13 protein-coding genes and 1 pseudogene are annotated in these 14842 nt (G+C 33.2%); 7 read left to right on the forward strand and 7 right to left on the reverse strand.

Annotated elements, in window-relative coordinates; translation table 11 throughout:
- Together C8N41_RS16965 and C8N41_RS11460 are read right to left on the reverse strand one after the other, a co-directional pair.
- A pseudogene (locus tag C8N41_RS16965) lies at positions 1-665 on the reverse strand (hypothetical protein); the annotation flags it as partial.
- A gap of 618 nt (positions 666-1283) precedes the next feature.
- Positions 1284-2462 (reverse strand): hypothetical protein, encoded by a 1179-nt coding sequence (locus C8N41_RS11460; RefSeq protein WP_244266680.1) that lies wholly within the window; start codon positions 2460-2462, stop codon positions 1284-1286.
- A 217-nt stretch (positions 2463-2679) separates the two neighbouring features.
- On the opposite strand from C8N41_RS11460, the gene C8N41_RS11465 reads away from it, so the two are divergent.
- The 5 genes from C8N41_RS11465 (at position 2680) to C8N41_RS11485 (ending at position 7446) form a co-directional block, all read left to right on the forward strand.
- Positions 2680-4365, forward strand: coding sequence for an RluA family pseudouridine synthase (locus tag C8N41_RS11465; RefSeq protein ID WP_115839356.1), 1686 nt, complete (start codon positions 2680-2682; stop codon positions 4363-4365).
- 193 nt (positions 4366-4558) lie between these two features.
- A complete protein-coding gene (gene pyrR / locus C8N41_RS11470) occupies positions 4559-5098 on the forward strand; it encodes a bifunctional pyr operon transcriptional regulator/uracil phosphoribosyltransferase PyrR (protein ID WP_092447293.1) in 540 nt (179 codons plus the stop codon).
- A gap of 104 nt (positions 5099-5202) precedes the next feature.
- The gene (locus C8N41_RS11475) at positions 5203-6132 is read left to right on the forward strand and encodes an aspartate carbamoyltransferase catalytic subunit (RefSeq protein ID WP_092447294.1); all 930 of its coding nucleotides are present in this window, start codon (positions 5203-5205) and stop codon (positions 6130-6132) included.
- A gap of 3 nt (positions 6133-6135) precedes the next feature.
- Positions 6136-6468, forward strand: a complete 333-nt coding sequence (locus tag C8N41_RS11480) for a ribonuclease Z (protein ID WP_115839357.1) — start codon at positions 6136-6138, stop codon at positions 6466-6468.
- A 69-nt stretch (positions 6469-6537) separates the two neighbouring features.
- Positions 6538-7446 carry a ribonuclease Z gene (locus C8N41_RS11485; protein WP_092447296.1) on the forward strand — a complete coding sequence of 303 codons (909 nt, stop codon included), beginning with the start codon at positions 6538-6540 and terminating at the stop codon, positions 7444-7446.
- Here the strand turns inward: C8N41_RS11485 and C8N41_RS11490 are convergent.
- Positions 7433-7864: a hypothetical protein gene (locus C8N41_RS11490; protein WP_115839358.1), complete on the reverse strand. Its 432-nt coding sequence runs from the start codon at positions 7862-7864 to the stop codon at positions 7433-7435. The genes C8N41_RS11485 and C8N41_RS11490 overlap by 14 nt on opposite strands.
- 82 nt (positions 7865-7946) lie before the next feature.
- Between C8N41_RS11490 and pdxH the strand changes: the two genes are divergently transcribed.
- Together pdxH and C8N41_RS11500 are read left to right on the forward strand one after the other, a co-directional pair.
- The gene (pdxH, locus tag C8N41_RS11495; protein ID WP_115839544.1) at positions 7947-8594 is read left to right on the forward strand and encodes a pyridoxamine 5'-phosphate oxidase; all 648 of its coding nucleotides are present in this window, start codon (positions 7947-7949) and stop codon (positions 8592-8594) included.
- A 224-nt stretch (positions 8595-8818) separates the two neighbouring features.
- Positions 8819-9316 (forward strand): CAP domain-containing protein, encoded by a 498-nt coding sequence (locus C8N41_RS11500; RefSeq protein WP_115839359.1) that lies wholly within the window; start codon positions 8819-8821, stop codon positions 9314-9316.
- Positions 9317-9461: 145 nt separating this feature from the next.
- Here C8N41_RS11500 and C8N41_RS11505 read toward each other — a convergent pair whose 3' ends face one another.
- The 4 genes from C8N41_RS11505 to C8N41_RS11520 form a co-directional block, all read right to left on the reverse strand.
- Positions 9462-9761, reverse strand: coding sequence for a hypothetical protein (locus C8N41_RS11505; protein ID WP_115839360.1), 300 nt, complete (start codon positions 9759-9761; stop codon positions 9462-9464).
- 444 nt (positions 9762-10205) lie between these two features.
- Positions 10206-12128, reverse strand: coding sequence for an OmpA family protein (locus tag C8N41_RS11510; RefSeq protein WP_115839361.1), 1923 nt, complete (start codon positions 12126-12128; stop codon positions 10206-10208).
- Between the two features lie 12 nt (positions 12129-12140).
- Entirely contained in the window at positions 12141-13076 is a 936-nt protein-coding gene (locus C8N41_RS11515) for a PorP/SprF family type IX secretion system membrane protein (RefSeq protein ID WP_115839362.1), read from the reverse strand.
- A 15-nt stretch (positions 13077-13091) separates the two neighbouring features.
- Positions 13092-14842: gliding motility-associated C-terminal domain-containing protein (locus C8N41_RS11520; protein WP_147298957.1), on the reverse strand; the 1751-nt coding region annotated here is incomplete at its 5' end.

Below are 14842 nucleotides of genomic sequence, written 5' to 3' on the forward strand. Positions count from 1 at the left end.
TCACATTCTGCGGTGATATCGACTAACGTAGCGGCATCAGCGACAGGAGCTGTAACATCATCAATTATCACATTTTGAGTTTGCGTAGACGTATTACCATGACCATCATCGTAAGTCCAAGTTACAACTGTTGTACCTTGAGTTGAAATAGGAAGTGTTGCATCGTGAGTTACGGTTACGCTTGCAGCACAATTATCCGTAGCTGTTGGTGACGTCAAAGTTGTGACTTCACATTCTGCAGTGATATCGGCTAGCGTAGCGGCATCAGCGATAGGAGCAGTCTGGTCTACAACAATTACAGTTGTGGTACATGTATCAGTTTGTCCGTTACCATCATTAACAGTTAAAGTTATAGAATGGCTTCCTATATCATCACAAGTAAAGTCTGTTTGAGATAAAGATAATTCTAAAGTTCCTGTGTCTGAAGTAGAACCATCATCAATATCACTAGGATTTAAAGTAGCGTTCCCATTTGCATCTAAGGATAGCGTAAAAGGGCTTCCAATACACGAAGCTGTAGATGCAAATAATTCTTCTTCATTAGAATTTGAAATTATAGGATTATCAGTCTGCCCAGTAGAGATAAAATTGTTTTGTGCAGTTATGCCTGAAGAGAGTATTAATGCAATTGAAAATTGTATTAACAAGGTGTAACTTTGTTTCATAATAGCAAGATATTATTGTTCATAAACGGGATAAAAAAAGACCGAAAGACTTTTTTATTCCAGTAAGTTGAAATAATTAAATAAACTTTTAAAATTGACGAGGTAGGGCGGGTCAAATGTAAGACGTAAAAAATTAAAATCAAACAAAAAGTCCGACAAAATGCATGAAAAATTCGATTAAGTGCATTTTATGTTAGTGATATACCTACAAATAAATAGGCTTTAACTCCTGTTTTACTTGGCTTTAGCATGGCATAATTAGTCTCATTAAGTCAGGGATAAAATACTTAAATGAAGACCTGATCTAACATAATTTTAAACTCTTTTATAGGACTAAACTACAATATTTTTATAGTTACAAAGGTTATAAATAGCTAAAATGCAGGTAATAACGATGAACATCAGAAATGATTAAAACATGCTTGTAAATGTTTAATTTTTTAATTCACTGATGTATTGTATCCTATAATGTTGCATGGTTTTTCTAATACAAAATGTGTGTTATTTAATGAAGCATAATATCATATCGGAGACTACGTTGTACTTTTTATAAATTTGCGAACAAAAAACGCCTACATATGTAGGCGTTTTTTTTATTAAAGAGCGGAAACCTTAGAGTCATCTCACATCATAAGTACTAATTATATTTTTAAGTTGTAGCTTTAAATCTTCACCAGAATCAAAAACCATTTGTTCATCGGATGGGAATTGAACCTGTCTTTCATTTAGTAAAGTTCTATCATCTCTAGTAAGTGCTCTTTTGTCTCCTTTGTATGTCCCAAATACGTTTTCAAAAATATAACCGCTATCAATCGTAAAAGTATCAATAGTTATATTTTGTTTTAAATCTGAGTAAACCACATCTGCTATAACTTGGGCTGATTTGGTTTGAACAATTTCTTTAAACCGAGCCTTTACATTCACAAATTTATCAACCTTAATGTCGTTACCTAAACTGTCCTTTTTTACATTTCCAGCTCTATCTAATTGGTATTCCCAACCATCTACAATAGTTTGTTCTCTTACCAACTGACGTTCATTAATACGTTCTGGCGATATGTTTATTTGCTTTAATTGTAATTGCATCGCAAAATCATAAGTTATAGATTGATCAGTGTGTGCATGATAAGTCGTCCAGAATTGATTTAGCCCATATGTATTAAAGTCTAATAATTCTGCTTCTAATTGTTGCGGAATAATTTGTTGTGTATGGTTTTGTATTGAGACATGTATATAATCCATCCCTTTTATATGGGCTTCTTTCATTAAGCTTCTTACATCTTCAAAATTAGGGTTTATACTTTCAATATAGCTAAAAACATCATAAGCTTCTCTGGCGTTAAATTTATCATCACTATCTAAAAGAGCAATGCCTTCGTCTATTAAGTAATCGGAAGTCTTATATCTATAATCTACTAATTCTGAACTATAATCTTTAAATTTTAGATTTAAGGTTTTACCATTAATTTGTAATGGCATAACACGTTTAATAGCAACCTGTCTAGCTTCTAAATCGGTATATATATTGTATATGGTTTTATACTGTTCCGGATTGCCATCTTTTTTTAGGTGCTTAATAGTTTGTAGATCTTCATCTAAAACTTTATTGTAAGCATCTTCTAGCATAATAATATAATCTTGCTTTCGATTTTTATCCTTATTATTTTCTAACTTTTCTAAAGCATTAGAGATAGCTTGGTCATAGTTACCTTGACTAATAGCGCTTTCAATTTGTTTTTTCGTACTACAAGATACGAGTACCGTAATTAGGACTGATAAGAGTATAAGTTTTTTCATAATCCTGTGTTTTTATTGGTTATAAATCTGTGGTTCCAATTATAATGCCAAAGTAAAAAAACTTTTACTATTTGCTATAGCTTTTAGTTCGAAAGACCTCTGGTTAGAAAAAGGGCATCAACAGATTATGGATGGGGAATAAATTACAAAAAAATCTTTCTGAATCTTTTAAATCCACATTAAAGATTTTGTTTCTTTGCAACCCAATTAAGGGCTTATGTTTAATACGGAAAATGGCTGTTTTCATCCTATAAATCTTCATGTTTCGGAAGAACTTCCTAAGCAATTTACATTTCCATTTTATTATACACCACATCCATTGTGTATAAGGGCAGCTGATGAGGTTAAATCTTATCTAAGCACGCAGACGGATTTTGAACATAATTTTGGTATAGACTACAATAAAGATGGTATAAAAATAGGGAAGATGTTTGGCGTAATGGTGGTTAAAACAGTTGAAGGTCAATTGGGTTATCTTACCGCATTTTCAGGAAAATTGGCAGAATGTAATCATCTAAAAGGGTTTGTGCCACCTGTCTATGACACTTTAAATTTAGACGGTTTCTACAAACAAAATGAAGGGTATTTAAATAGTCTAACATCCAAAATTGAAAAACTTGAACAAAATCTCGAATTAGAAATTGCACGAGAGAATTTAAAAAAAACAAAGCTAAAATCGATTCAAATATTACAGGTATTTAAGTCCACTGCGAAAGCCGAAAAAAAGCTTAGAAAGGAGCGAAGGATTTCGGCAGAAAATAAAATGTTAGATAATGAAAAAGAGCTTTTATTTGAAAGTTTGAAACAACAAAGCATACGGAGTAATCTAGACTTAAAATATTTAAAACTAAAACTTGAAGCAGATCTTAAAGCTGCGGAAGACCATTTATTAGGGTTAACCGAACCCATTGAAGTTTTAAAGCGAGAAAGGAAAACGCTTTCTGCCAGTTTACAGAGTCAAATTCACGAGCAGTATCGTTTTCTTAATGCTAGAGGAGAAACAAAAGATTTATTGACTATTTTTAAAGCTACCGATTTAGGTCGACCACCTGTAGCTGCAGGAGAGTGTGCTGCACCTAAACTATTTCAATATGCGTTTGAAAAAGACTTAAAGCCTATTGCTATGGCTGAATTTTGGTGGGGAATTTCACCAAATACCGAGGTTCGGAAACATGGACAATTTTATCCATCTTGTCGTGGACGATGCGAACCTATTTTAGGTCATATGATGCAAGGTTTAGATGTTGAGCCCAATCCTATAGAAAGGGCAGGTGTGTATAATGGAGAGTTAGATATTGTATATGAAGATGATGTTCTTTTAGTCGTTAACAAGCCCCATGAATTTCTATCAGTACCCGGAAAAACAATTAAAGACTCTGTCTTAACACGAATACAATCTTATTTGCCAGAAGCCACAGGACCATTATTAGTGCACCGCATAGATATGTCTACTTCTGGTTTGCTATTGGTTGCTAAAAATGAGAGAACTCATAAAAACCTTCAAAAGCAATTTATTACTCGTACGGTAAAAAAACGTTATGTCGCGTTGCTCGATGGAGTCTTAGAAGGACAAAAAGGCACTATAGATTTACCGCTTCGTGTAGATTTAAATAACAGACCGCGTCAATTGGTGTGTTACGAACATGGAAAGAAAGCGACAACAAATTATGAAGTTATAGAGATAAAAGACAATCAAACTAGAGTTTACTTTTATCCTATTTCTGGTAGAACACATCAATTACGAGTACATGCCGCACATTACAAAGGTTTAAACGTTCCTATAGTTGGTGATGATTTGTATGGAATGCCGTCCAACCGTTTACATCTTCATGCCGAAACTTTAAGCTTTCAGCATCCTATAAAACGAGAATGGGTAACTTTTAATAGTAAAGTACCATTTTAATTGGTCTGCTTTATAAGGTTACAAGACTTAAATATTGCAATTCTTGTACTAGATATTAATGTTAATGAGAAACATTATTTCTAATATTTAATCTTATAAAGTTTTCGTTTTAGCAGATGTTCTTTACTAGAAAAGCTATTGCAAACCACAAATTTTATCCTAACTTTGTAAACCAACAACGTTTGGAAACTATATGAGTCACAAAGTATTACTTAACTCAAAGGAAGTCAATATTATCCTTCACCGATTGGCTTGTCAACTCATTGAAAATCATGATGATTTTTCTGAAACTGCATTAATTGGAATTCAGCCAAGAGGTAAATTTTTAGCCGACAGATTAGCAAAAATTTTAACTGATGATTATAATATTAATAACATTCAACTTGGTCATTTAGATATCACTTTTTTTAGAGATGATTTTAGAAGGGGAGATAAACCATTAGAAGCAAATACAACAATTATAGACTTTATTGTTGAAGGCCGTAATGTCGTTTTTATAGACGATGTATTGTACACGGGTAGAAGCATAAGATCGGCATTAACAGCAATTCAATCCTTTGGACGACCAAAAGACATAGAATTACTAACGTTAATTGATAGGCGCTTTAGTAGACATTTACCTATTCAGCCTAATTATAGAGGGAGGCAAGTAGATGCTATCGATAATCAAAAGGTAAAAGTAATGTGGGCTGAAAATGAAGGTGAGGATGCTGTTTATTTAGTTGATAAATAAGAAAATTGAAGTTGAACTTATAATCGAAATTCAACTTAAAAAAAGCAGAAAACATAAAGAGAATTGCTAAAAGTTAAAAGCTAATAGCTAAAAGCGAATAAAAAATGAGCGAATTAAGTGTCAATCACTTATTAGGAATTAAATATCTAAATAAACAGGATATAGACCTTATTTTTGAAACTGCAGATCAGTTTAAGGAGGTAATAAACAGACCGATTAAAAAAGTGCCGTCGCTTAGAGATATCACTATAGCAAATCTATTTTTTGAAAACTCTACGCGAACTAAATTATCTTTTGAGTTAGCAGAAAAACGATTATCCGCAGATGTTATTAATTTTTCGGCATCTCAATCATCGGTTAAGAAAGGAGAAACTCTTATAGATACGGTTAATAATATTTTATCTATGAAAGTAGATATGGTAGTGATGCGTCATCCTAATCCAGGTGCAGGTGTTTTTCTTTCTAAGCACGTAAACGCAAGTATCATTAATGCAGGTGATGGCGCACATGAACATCCTACACAAGCTTTACTAGATTCGTATTCAATTAGAGAGAAATTAGGAAGTGTAAAAGGAAAAAACGTTGTGATTGTTGGAGATATTTTACACAGTCGTGTGGCACTATCCAATATTTATGCATTGCAATTGCAAGGTGCTAATGTTATGGTATGTGGCCCAAAAACCTTATTGCCTAAATATATTAAAGACCTAGGTGTAAAAGTAGAAACCAATCTTAAAAAAGCTTTAGCTTGGTGTGATGTAGCTAATATGCTTAGAGTGCAGAATGAGCGTATGGATATCAGTTATTTTCCTTCTACCAGAGAATATACGCAGCAATACGGAGTAACTAGAGAACTATTAGATAGCTTAGATAAAGAGATTGTAATTATGCATCCTGGCCCTATAAATAGAGGAGTAGAAATTACAAGTGATGTTGCCGATTCTAAACAAGCCATTATTTTAAATCAGGTAGAAAATGGAGTCGCAGTTAGGATGGCAGTGATTTATTTGTTAGCTTCTAAAATAAAACAATAAGATATGATAGTAGATAGAGATGGTAATGTGACCATAATTACTCAAGAAAAGGTTTCAATTGTTGATTTAGTTAAAAAAATTGAAGCAGATTACGAGGCCTATAAGCAAACACATCTTGTAATTAATCTTACGAGCTTAAATCAAATTTCGTTGGAAGATGTAATAGAGTTTTTACGCCTTAGTAATACCCATCGTAGCGATAAAAAATCATTTGTATTGGTATCAGATAAAGTTGATTTAAATGAAATGCCAGATGAAATCATTGTGGTACCAACATTACAAGAAGCTTTCGATATAATAGAAATGGAAGATATTGAGCGCGATTTAGACTTCTAAAAAAAGCGTTAGTCGGTAGCGTGCAAGTTTTAAGAATTGTACAAGTTATCATTGACCACTTTATAAATAATGAAATTAACCATTTTAGGCTGTCATAGTGCCACTCCAAGCATTCATAGTAATCCTACTGCTCAAATTTTAGAGATTAAGAACCATATGTTTTTAATAGATTGTGGAGAAGGTACACAAGTAGAATTACGACGCAATAAGGTTAAGTTTTCAAGGATTCGCCATATATTTATCTCTCACCTTCATGGAGACCATTATTTTGGTTTGGTAGGATTGGTGAATACCTTTAATCTTTTAACTCGAGAAGCCGAACTTCATATATATGCACCAAAAGGTTTAAAGGAAGTTATTCTCCTACAAATGAAATTATCTGGAAGTTGGACGAATTACCCTTTGGTTTTTCATGAATTAAGTTCAAACACCTCTGAGTTAATATATGAAGACGATAAAGTGGAAGTATTTACTATTCCTTTAAAACATCGTGTTTATACTAATGGTTTTCTATTTAAAGAGAAGGAAAACGAAAGAAAACTAGATATAAATTTAGTTACAGAAGCTAATATTAATAAAGCGTATTTTAGAAAACTAAAGCAAGGCTTTGATGTAGAGAATGACGATGGTGTTTTAATTAGTAATGAAAAAGTGACTAAAGATCCGCTGCCTTCAAAAAGTTATGCATTTTGTAGTGATACCGTTTATAATGAAGCTATTATTCCCATTATAAAAAATTGTACCGTTCTTTATCACGAATCTACATTTTTAGATAAAAATGAGTCACTATGTATACCTACTAAACACAGTACAGCCAAACAAGCGGCTACAATTGCAAAGAAAGCCAACGTTAATACCTTAATATTAGGGCACTACTCAACGCGCTATAATGGTTATGATGAGTTTAAGTCCGAAGCACAAACGGTTTTCGATAATGTATTGTTATCTCAAGATGGTAAGACGTTTAATTTTGAATAGATTCAGTTTTAAACTCTTTTAAATCCAAAATCCAATCGATTGCTTCTTCAATACTTTTACAACGTTTTAGACTTTTGCTAAAAAACTTCTTTTCTAATGAAGCATTCAGGTAACTAAAATTAGAGTAAGTTACAATTGCTGAAGCCACAAAGACGTCATAATCTTTGTTGAAATCGACCCAAAGTTGCGGATCAAAAGAATACGAATTATAGCGGTTGGCGATATAGCCTATTTTAATGCCTTTAGAAATGATGTCGTTAAATCTAGAAATTAATTCTGCCGTTATATTATGATCTACATGTATGCCCTCATTTAATTCAGATAATAAAAAATACTTTGTGACGTATACGGTTCCAAACGAAAATTCTTCTTTTTTATATTCTATTTCCTTAGAATATTTACTGTCTTCAAACTTCATTTATATGTTTTAATGCTTAAATTTATAGTGAAAATTGCGATCAAAAAAATAATAATTGAACAAAAACTTAAATAAAAACGTAATGGATGCAGACTTAGGTGATTACAGGAAATCGTATGAAAAAGGAGCGTTATTATTAGATAACGTTCCAGAAAATCCAATTGAGTTATTTAGAAATTGGTTTGTTGAAGTTGACAGACATTTTAATATAGAAGAAACTAATGCTATGACTATCTCTACCATTGGTTTAGATGGTTATCCAAAAAGTAGAGTAGTGTTGTTGAAAAAATATACACACGAAGGTTTTATCTTTTATACCAATTACGAAAGTGAAAAAGGTAAAGCCATATTGGAAAACCCTAATGTATGTTTATCTTTTTTTTGGCATTCAGCAGAACGGCAAATTATAATTAAGGGTAAGGCTGAAAAAATTCCCGAAAATCTTAGTGATGGTTATTTTGAATCACGGCCAAGAGGGAGTCAGTTAGGAGCTTTGGTGTCAAATCAAAGTGAAGTGGTGACCAATCGCGAAGTATTAGAAACCAAATTAAAAGCTTTAGAATTGAAATTTGAAGGGCAACCTATAGAGCGACCAGAATATTGGGGAGGATTTATGGTAAGACCTGTAGAATTGGAATTTTGGCAAGGGAGGCCTAACCGTCTTCACGATAGAATAAGGTATCAACTACAAGAGGATTACAATTGGAAAATTGATCGATTAGCACCTTAATTTAAGTATATAAATAAGCATGAAGATTAAAGATTTAAAATATCGGTGAAATACAATTAACACATGCTTAAAAGCATAAAATTGAATTCAAAATGTGTATTTCATCGATGATTTACATTAAATTTCGATTAAATGCATGTTGTTTGTCGATTTTAACATTTCTTTAACAGTTTAACTTAGCTGTAAGGTTAATTTAGCAGTCCCAAACCTAAATAACCTACATTATGAAATCAGCTAAACTCTTGCCTTTTTTGGCTATTGTTGTCCTTTTTACTTTTACGTCTTGTGCTAAAGATAATACAGAAGAAGAAGCCCTAAATTCAATTGAAGTTCCTGTTGCACCTGAAGCAAAATCTATAGAGATTGAAATTATGGAACTTATTAATGCCTACCGAATCACAGAGGGTTTAAACGCACTTAATAACCATAGTACAGTGAAAGCTGTAGCTTCAACGCATACCGATTATATGATAGAGGTTAACAACGTATCTCATGATAATTTTTTCTTAAGAAAGCAAAGTTTACAAGCCAATGCAAACGCCAATGTGGTAACTGAAAATGTTGGATATGGATTTAGTTCTGCAGAGGCCGTTGTAAATGCCTGGTTAGCGAGTCCTAGTCATAGAGAAAATATTGAAGGTGATTATACCGATTTTGATGTTTCTGCGGATCAGAACAGTGCAGGGAAGTGGTATTTTACTAATATTTTTATTAAACGATAGTGGTACTAAAAACTTGCAGTGCTTACTGTTTTTCAAATACTACTTGCGTTTTTATTAGAGGTACAGCGTAATATTATTTCTTTTTAAACACGGAAGCTTTGGATTGCTTAGTCCAACGATGAGAAGGAAACTTTGTCAACTTCAGTCATTTTTTGCTATGAGTATGAAGAACACTAGGTGTTGTTACATGCAAAGTATTGGTGATTTTAACCTTTTCGAGTCTAACCGTTTCGATACCTACAAAAATTCCGTTTCTACAAAAAGGTATCATTTTATCTTTTAAATCTATTTTTAGCTTCTTAGTTTGCCGTTCTGGTTTGATTAAAATGTTTTCATGATATATTAGTTTAGCAGGAAAGCCTAAGCTATCTACAGCATAAAAGGTAATTCTATAATAAGTTTGATAGGTTTCGTATAGATCGTTACTTATATCCTTTAATTTCAATTCTAACCCTAATAATTTACCTGGTTGTTGCCTCGTGTTTTCTATGAAAGTTGCAGTTTCATATCCAAAAGGGATGGATGTAGAAAAAACACGCTTCCTTTGATTGGTAGATATGGTAGTTTTCTTTTTGTCAAAAGCTTTTTACAAGTGTAACTGATTGAGATGTCTTTAAAATATCAATATTAAAAGTTCCATCTTCATTGGGGTAAGTCCCTATTTTTGTATGTTGTATCATAGATTGGAATAAGCTATTTTTTCCTTATTAATACTGTCTATCACTTGTCCCACGATCGTTTGAGAGTAGATTACAATAAAACTTTAGAAAGCGAATATTACTGTTATAATTCTAATTGCTAACATTTAATGATTTGCTAAAATGACTTTAAAAAAAAAGAGTAAACTTATAAAAGCTTACTCTTTTTTTATTTTTTTAAAATTATGAAACTATTGTTGATCTCTATCAATAATATAAAAGTATGAGCGTCTATTCAATTGATGATCCTCTTCAGAACAATTAGAGTTATTTCCACAATCGTTTAAGAGTTGAGTTTCTCCATACCCAATAGCACTTTCTATACGGTCTGGACTAATATCTCTAGACAGTAGATAGTCTCTAGTAGATTTTGCACGACGGTCAGATAACTTTAAATTATATTTATCGCGTCCTCTACTATCGGTATGTGATTCGATTTTAATAATCATCTCAGGATGCTTACGTAGCACATCTACAATATTTTCTAATTCATATTGCGCATCTGTTCTAATATCAGATTTATCGAAATCAAAGAATATAGGATTGATTACAATCTGATCTTCTGTAATTAATGGTCGTAATGTTAAATCTAAAGTATTAACTTTTTCATTTTCGTTAGATGTTGTTACCGAGCCTTTATCATCTACGTAATCTGTCTTAGATCCTAAAACGGTATACGTTTTGCCACATTCTACATCAAATAAGTATGATCCATCTTCAGCTGTAGTAACTTCTTCAAGTATTTTGCCTGTGTCGTCAATAAGCTTCACGGTAACTCCACTTAATATAATATCGGTTCTTTTTTCTTTTGCGATACCTGTAATTTGTTGATGACATTCAGTTATAGTATAACTATAGATATCATCACTGCCTTTACCGCCTGGTCGGTTTGAAGAGAAATACCCTTTTTGAGTATCACTATCAATAAAATAGGCAAAATCATCGTAACCACTATTAAAAGGTGCTCCAATATTTACAGGGGCTTTTGTAGCTTCTTCTTTTAATATATTTGATTCAAAAATATCTAAAAGCCCTAAATTTAAATGGCCATCAGAAGAGAAGTAAAAGGTGTTATCATTACTTATAAAAGGAAACATTTCTCTACCTTCTGTATTAATTTCGTCGCCTAAATTTTCAGGTTCTCCGTAGGAGCCATCATCATTTATAGACACAGAATAAATATCGGTTTGTCCTAATCCGCCATCTCTATCTGAAACAAAATATAAGGTTTTGTTATCCGGACTCAATGCTGGGTGACCTGTAGAGAATAAATCATCATTAAATGGTAACTCTTCTACATTAGACCATTGATCACCTTCTAAAGTCGCTTTATAAATTTTAAGATGTGTCGTTCCTTCTTTATCGTATTTTAACCTATTACGTTTTGTAGTATTATCTCTTGTAAAATAAATCGTCTTACCATCATTAGTAATGGCAACGGAAGCTTCATGATAATCGGTGTTTAAACCATCGGCATTAATTTCGGAAGGAGAGCCATAAGATTGAGAATTGTCATCTTCAGTGGTTACTTCTAACTGAAATATATCTAGAAAAGGTTCTTTGTTCCAATTGTATACTTTAGAATCACTAGCACTTGAGGAAGCAAAATACAATATATTATTGAACATATAAGATCCGAAATCTGAGTTTTCAGTATTGAAAGGTAAATTTTCAATTTGAACGATAAGATCGTCATTTTTAGAAGTTAATTTGTCAAAAATATCTACTTCATCAGGATTGTAACCTTTTAGTCTACTATCTCCATTTTGCGCTTCACTTAGTTTTTTAAACCAGACATCGGCTTCTTGATAATTTCCAATACTTCTAAGTGATTGAATATATTTATAGATATATTCAGCTTCAATATTTTTATGAGCCTCTAAGGCCTTGCCATACCAAAGGGCTGCTTTTTCAGAATCGGAATTATTGTAATATGCATCACCTAAACGTGTTAATACGTGAGCACTATTTGTTCCTTTTTCAACGGCTTTTTCGTATAGTTCAATGGCTTTTACATAGCCATAATTTTCAAAAAACTTATCTGCCAATTTCGTTTGGGCAAAAGAGAATGCGCTACTTAAAACTATAACGAGCGCTAATATTTTGGTCTTCATAATTGGGTCTTTTTAGAAATATCTAGGCGATTTAATACGTTTACTCTTAAAGACTTCAAACATTAGTAATACCTCGTGAGTACCACTTGTGTATGGTCTTATATCTGAAATTGGATACTCGTAAGCATAACCAATTCTCAATTGTTTTGATATTTGGAAGTCAGCAATTCCTCCAATAGCTGCAGCATTTTCATTAATTCTATAGGCACCACCTAACCATAATTTATCATGGAATAAGAAGTTTGCAGAAAGATCAAAAGATAAAGGCGCACCGTTTGTGGCTTTTAATAGTGCTGATGGCTTTAATTTTGTGTTTTCACTTAAATCAAAAACGTAGCCACCTGTAAAGTAATAGCTAATACGTTCTAAAGCGACATAATCTACAGAACCGCTACCGCCATTATTGTAATCTGTATTTAATATTCTAGGAGCAGAAAGTCCAAGGTACCATCGCGTTGAATGTAAATATAACCCAGCACCAAAGTTTGGACTCCAACGATTAGATACATCATTAAAAAACTGGTCATTTACTACAGAAGGATCGTTTAATAACTCTTCATCTAAGCTATAGTGTGTAAGTCCACCTTTAACCCCAAATGCTAATTTTACGGTTTCCGTTGCTTTAATGGTATACGAGTAATCAGCATAAAGGTATGAGAAATTTTCATAACCTAATTTATCATTGATAAAAGATATACCTAATCCCATATTCTCATTACGTAATGGAGAATGTACCGATAGAGTTTGAGTTTCTGGACCACCATCTAAACCAACCCATTGACTTCTATGTAAACCTACAACACTTAGTGTCTCTCTACTACCAGCGTAAGCCGGATTTATAGAAATAGTGTTAAACATATACTGCGTAAATTGAGGTAACTGTTGAGCAAAAGCTGTAGAAACACTCAAAAATAGTATCGCAATACTTATAATTTTTGATAACTTCATTGGTTAAGTTTTTTGTTAATTTGTTGCTACGTAGATAGGACCTGCAATTGGCTCTAATCCACTATTTTTTAGGTTAATAATGTAATAATATGTACCAGTAGGAACTTTTCCAGAACTTCCTATAGAAGAACTGTGAGATTCACCTCTCCAGTCGTTTAAATAATTGTTAGATTTATAGATTTCAGCACCCCAACGATTAAATATTTGAAGCTCAATTACAAATCCACAATCTTCAATACCTGTTACATTAAAAGTTTCGTTGTACGCATCTCCATTTGCGGTAACCGTTTTAGATATAACAACATCATCTTCACCACAAGCTAATACCACACAGTCGTCATCTAAAGTAATGTTAACTTCTATATCGGCAGGGCAAGATGCATCGTCAATTGAATACATGAATGTATAATCACCTACGTCTGCAGAAGCTGGGTCAAATAGACTACCGTTCACCGTAGCGTCACCCGAAACGACACTCCATGTTCCATTGGTGTCAAAGTCTCCGGATAATAAATCGAATAGATCAATTTCAGAATCTTCTATACATAGGTTGGCATCTGTAGCCTGCATTGTATTCGTCAATTCTACAGCAATAGTTTGAGTAAATATAGCTTCGTTACCACAATCATCAGTAACCGTCCATGTTCTCGTTATATTATAGTCTTCAGAGTTGTTTGTTTGTGTTGATTCTTCAGTGAAACTAACATCAATATCATTAGAGCAAGAATCTTCAAAAACTAAACTAGGGACTTCAGGTATGTTATCACATAAGACGTTTACCGTTTCTTCAAAGGCCGTAACTGATGTTGGTGCTGTATTATCTTGTACACTGATAAGTTGTGTGTGTACTGCTTCGTTTCCACAGTCGTCTGATGCTGTCCATGTTCGCTCAATGATGTATTCACCCATACAAGAGCCATTAGTAATGTTCTCTGAGAAAGTAACGTTTGCAGTGCCACAGTTATCCGTAGCAGTTAAGGTTACAGCTTCTGGTACAGCATCACATTCTACTTCTAAATCCTCAGGGAGTGTTTCATTAAAAGAAGGTGCTGTGCTATCTTGAATTGTTATGGTTTGAACAAATGTTGTGGTATTATCACAGTCATCTGTTAAAGACCATGTTCTTGAAACAACAGATGATCCAGAACAAGTTCCTTCCGCGATACTATCAGAATAAGTCGCTTCTAAGTCCGTTGTACAATTGTCAGCCTCGTCTGTAACATCTCCTGTTATGGTGATGTCTGAAATATCTTCATCACATTCTAAAGTGATATCTGCAGGGACTGAGAATGTTGGTGCTGTAGTATCTTGTATTGTAATTGTTTGAATATATGTTGACGTGTTATCACAATCATCAGTTAATGTCCATGTTCTTGTAATCACAGAAGCACTAGGACAACTACCGTCTTCAATACTATCGGTGTACGTAGCATTAAGGTCAACAGCGCAATTATCGGCTTCATCAGTAACATCTCCCGTAATTGATACGTCTGCAATATCAATATCACATTCAATGGTGATATCTGCAGGTCCTGTGAATGTTGGAGCAGTTGTGTCTTGTACGGTGATTGTTTGTACAAATGTTGTAGTGTTATCACAGTCATCTGTTAAAGACCATGTTCTTGAAACAACAGATGATCCAGAACAAGTTCCTTCCGCGATACTATCAGAATAAGTCGCTTCTAAGTCCGTTGTACAATTGTCAGCCTCGTCTGTAACATCTCCTGTTATGGTGATGTCTGAAATATCTTCATCACATTCTATAG

It is taken from the genome of Winogradskyella sediminis, from assembly GCF_003387355.1.
Classification (GTDB): Bacteria; Bacteroidota; Bacteroidia; order Flavobacteriales; family Flavobacteriaceae; genus Winogradskyella; species Winogradskyella sediminis.

What these genes read in the sequence shown, in the direction of transcription:
- C8N41_RS11460 (WP_244266680.1), bottom strand. Translation starts at nt 2,462, where the DNA reads ATGAAAAAACTTATACTCTTATCAGTCCTAATTACGGTACTCGTATCT.
- C8N41_RS11465 (WP_115839356.1), top strand. Translation starts at nt 2,680, where the DNA reads ATGTTTAATACGGAAAATGGCTGTTTTCATCCTATAAATCTTCATGTT.
- pyrR (WP_092447293.1), top strand. Translation starts at nt 4,559, where the DNA reads ATGAGTCACAAAGTATTACTTAACTCAAAGGAAGTCAATATTATCCTT.
- C8N41_RS11475 (WP_092447294.1), top strand. Translation starts at nt 5,203, where the DNA reads ATGAGCGAATTAAGTGTCAATCACTTATTAGGAATTAAATATCTAAAT.
- C8N41_RS11480 (WP_115839357.1), top strand. Translation starts at nt 6,136, where the DNA reads ATGATAGTAGATAGAGATGGTAATGTGACCATAATTACTCAAGAAAAG.
- C8N41_RS11485 (WP_092447296.1), top strand. Translation starts at nt 6,538, where the DNA reads ATGAAATTAACCATTTTAGGCTGTCATAGTGCCACTCCAAGCATTCAT.
- C8N41_RS11490 (WP_115839358.1), bottom strand. Translation starts at nt 7,864, where the DNA reads ATGAAGTTTGAAGACAGTAAATATTCTAAGGAAATAGAATATAAAAAA.
- pdxH (WP_115839544.1), top strand. Translation starts at nt 7,947, where the DNA reads ATGGATGCAGACTTAGGTGATTACAGGAAATCGTATGAAAAAGGAGCG.
- C8N41_RS11500 (WP_115839359.1), top strand. Translation starts at nt 8,819, where the DNA reads ATGAAATCAGCTAAACTCTTGCCTTTTTTGGCTATTGTTGTCCTTTTT.
- C8N41_RS11510 (WP_115839361.1), bottom strand. Translation starts at nt 12,128, where the DNA reads ATGAAGACCAAAATATTAGCGCTCGTTATAGTTTTAAGTAGCGCATTC.
- C8N41_RS11515 (WP_115839362.1), bottom strand. Translation starts at nt 13,076, where the DNA reads ATGAAGTTATCAAAAATTATAAGTATTGCGATACTATTTTTGAGTGTT.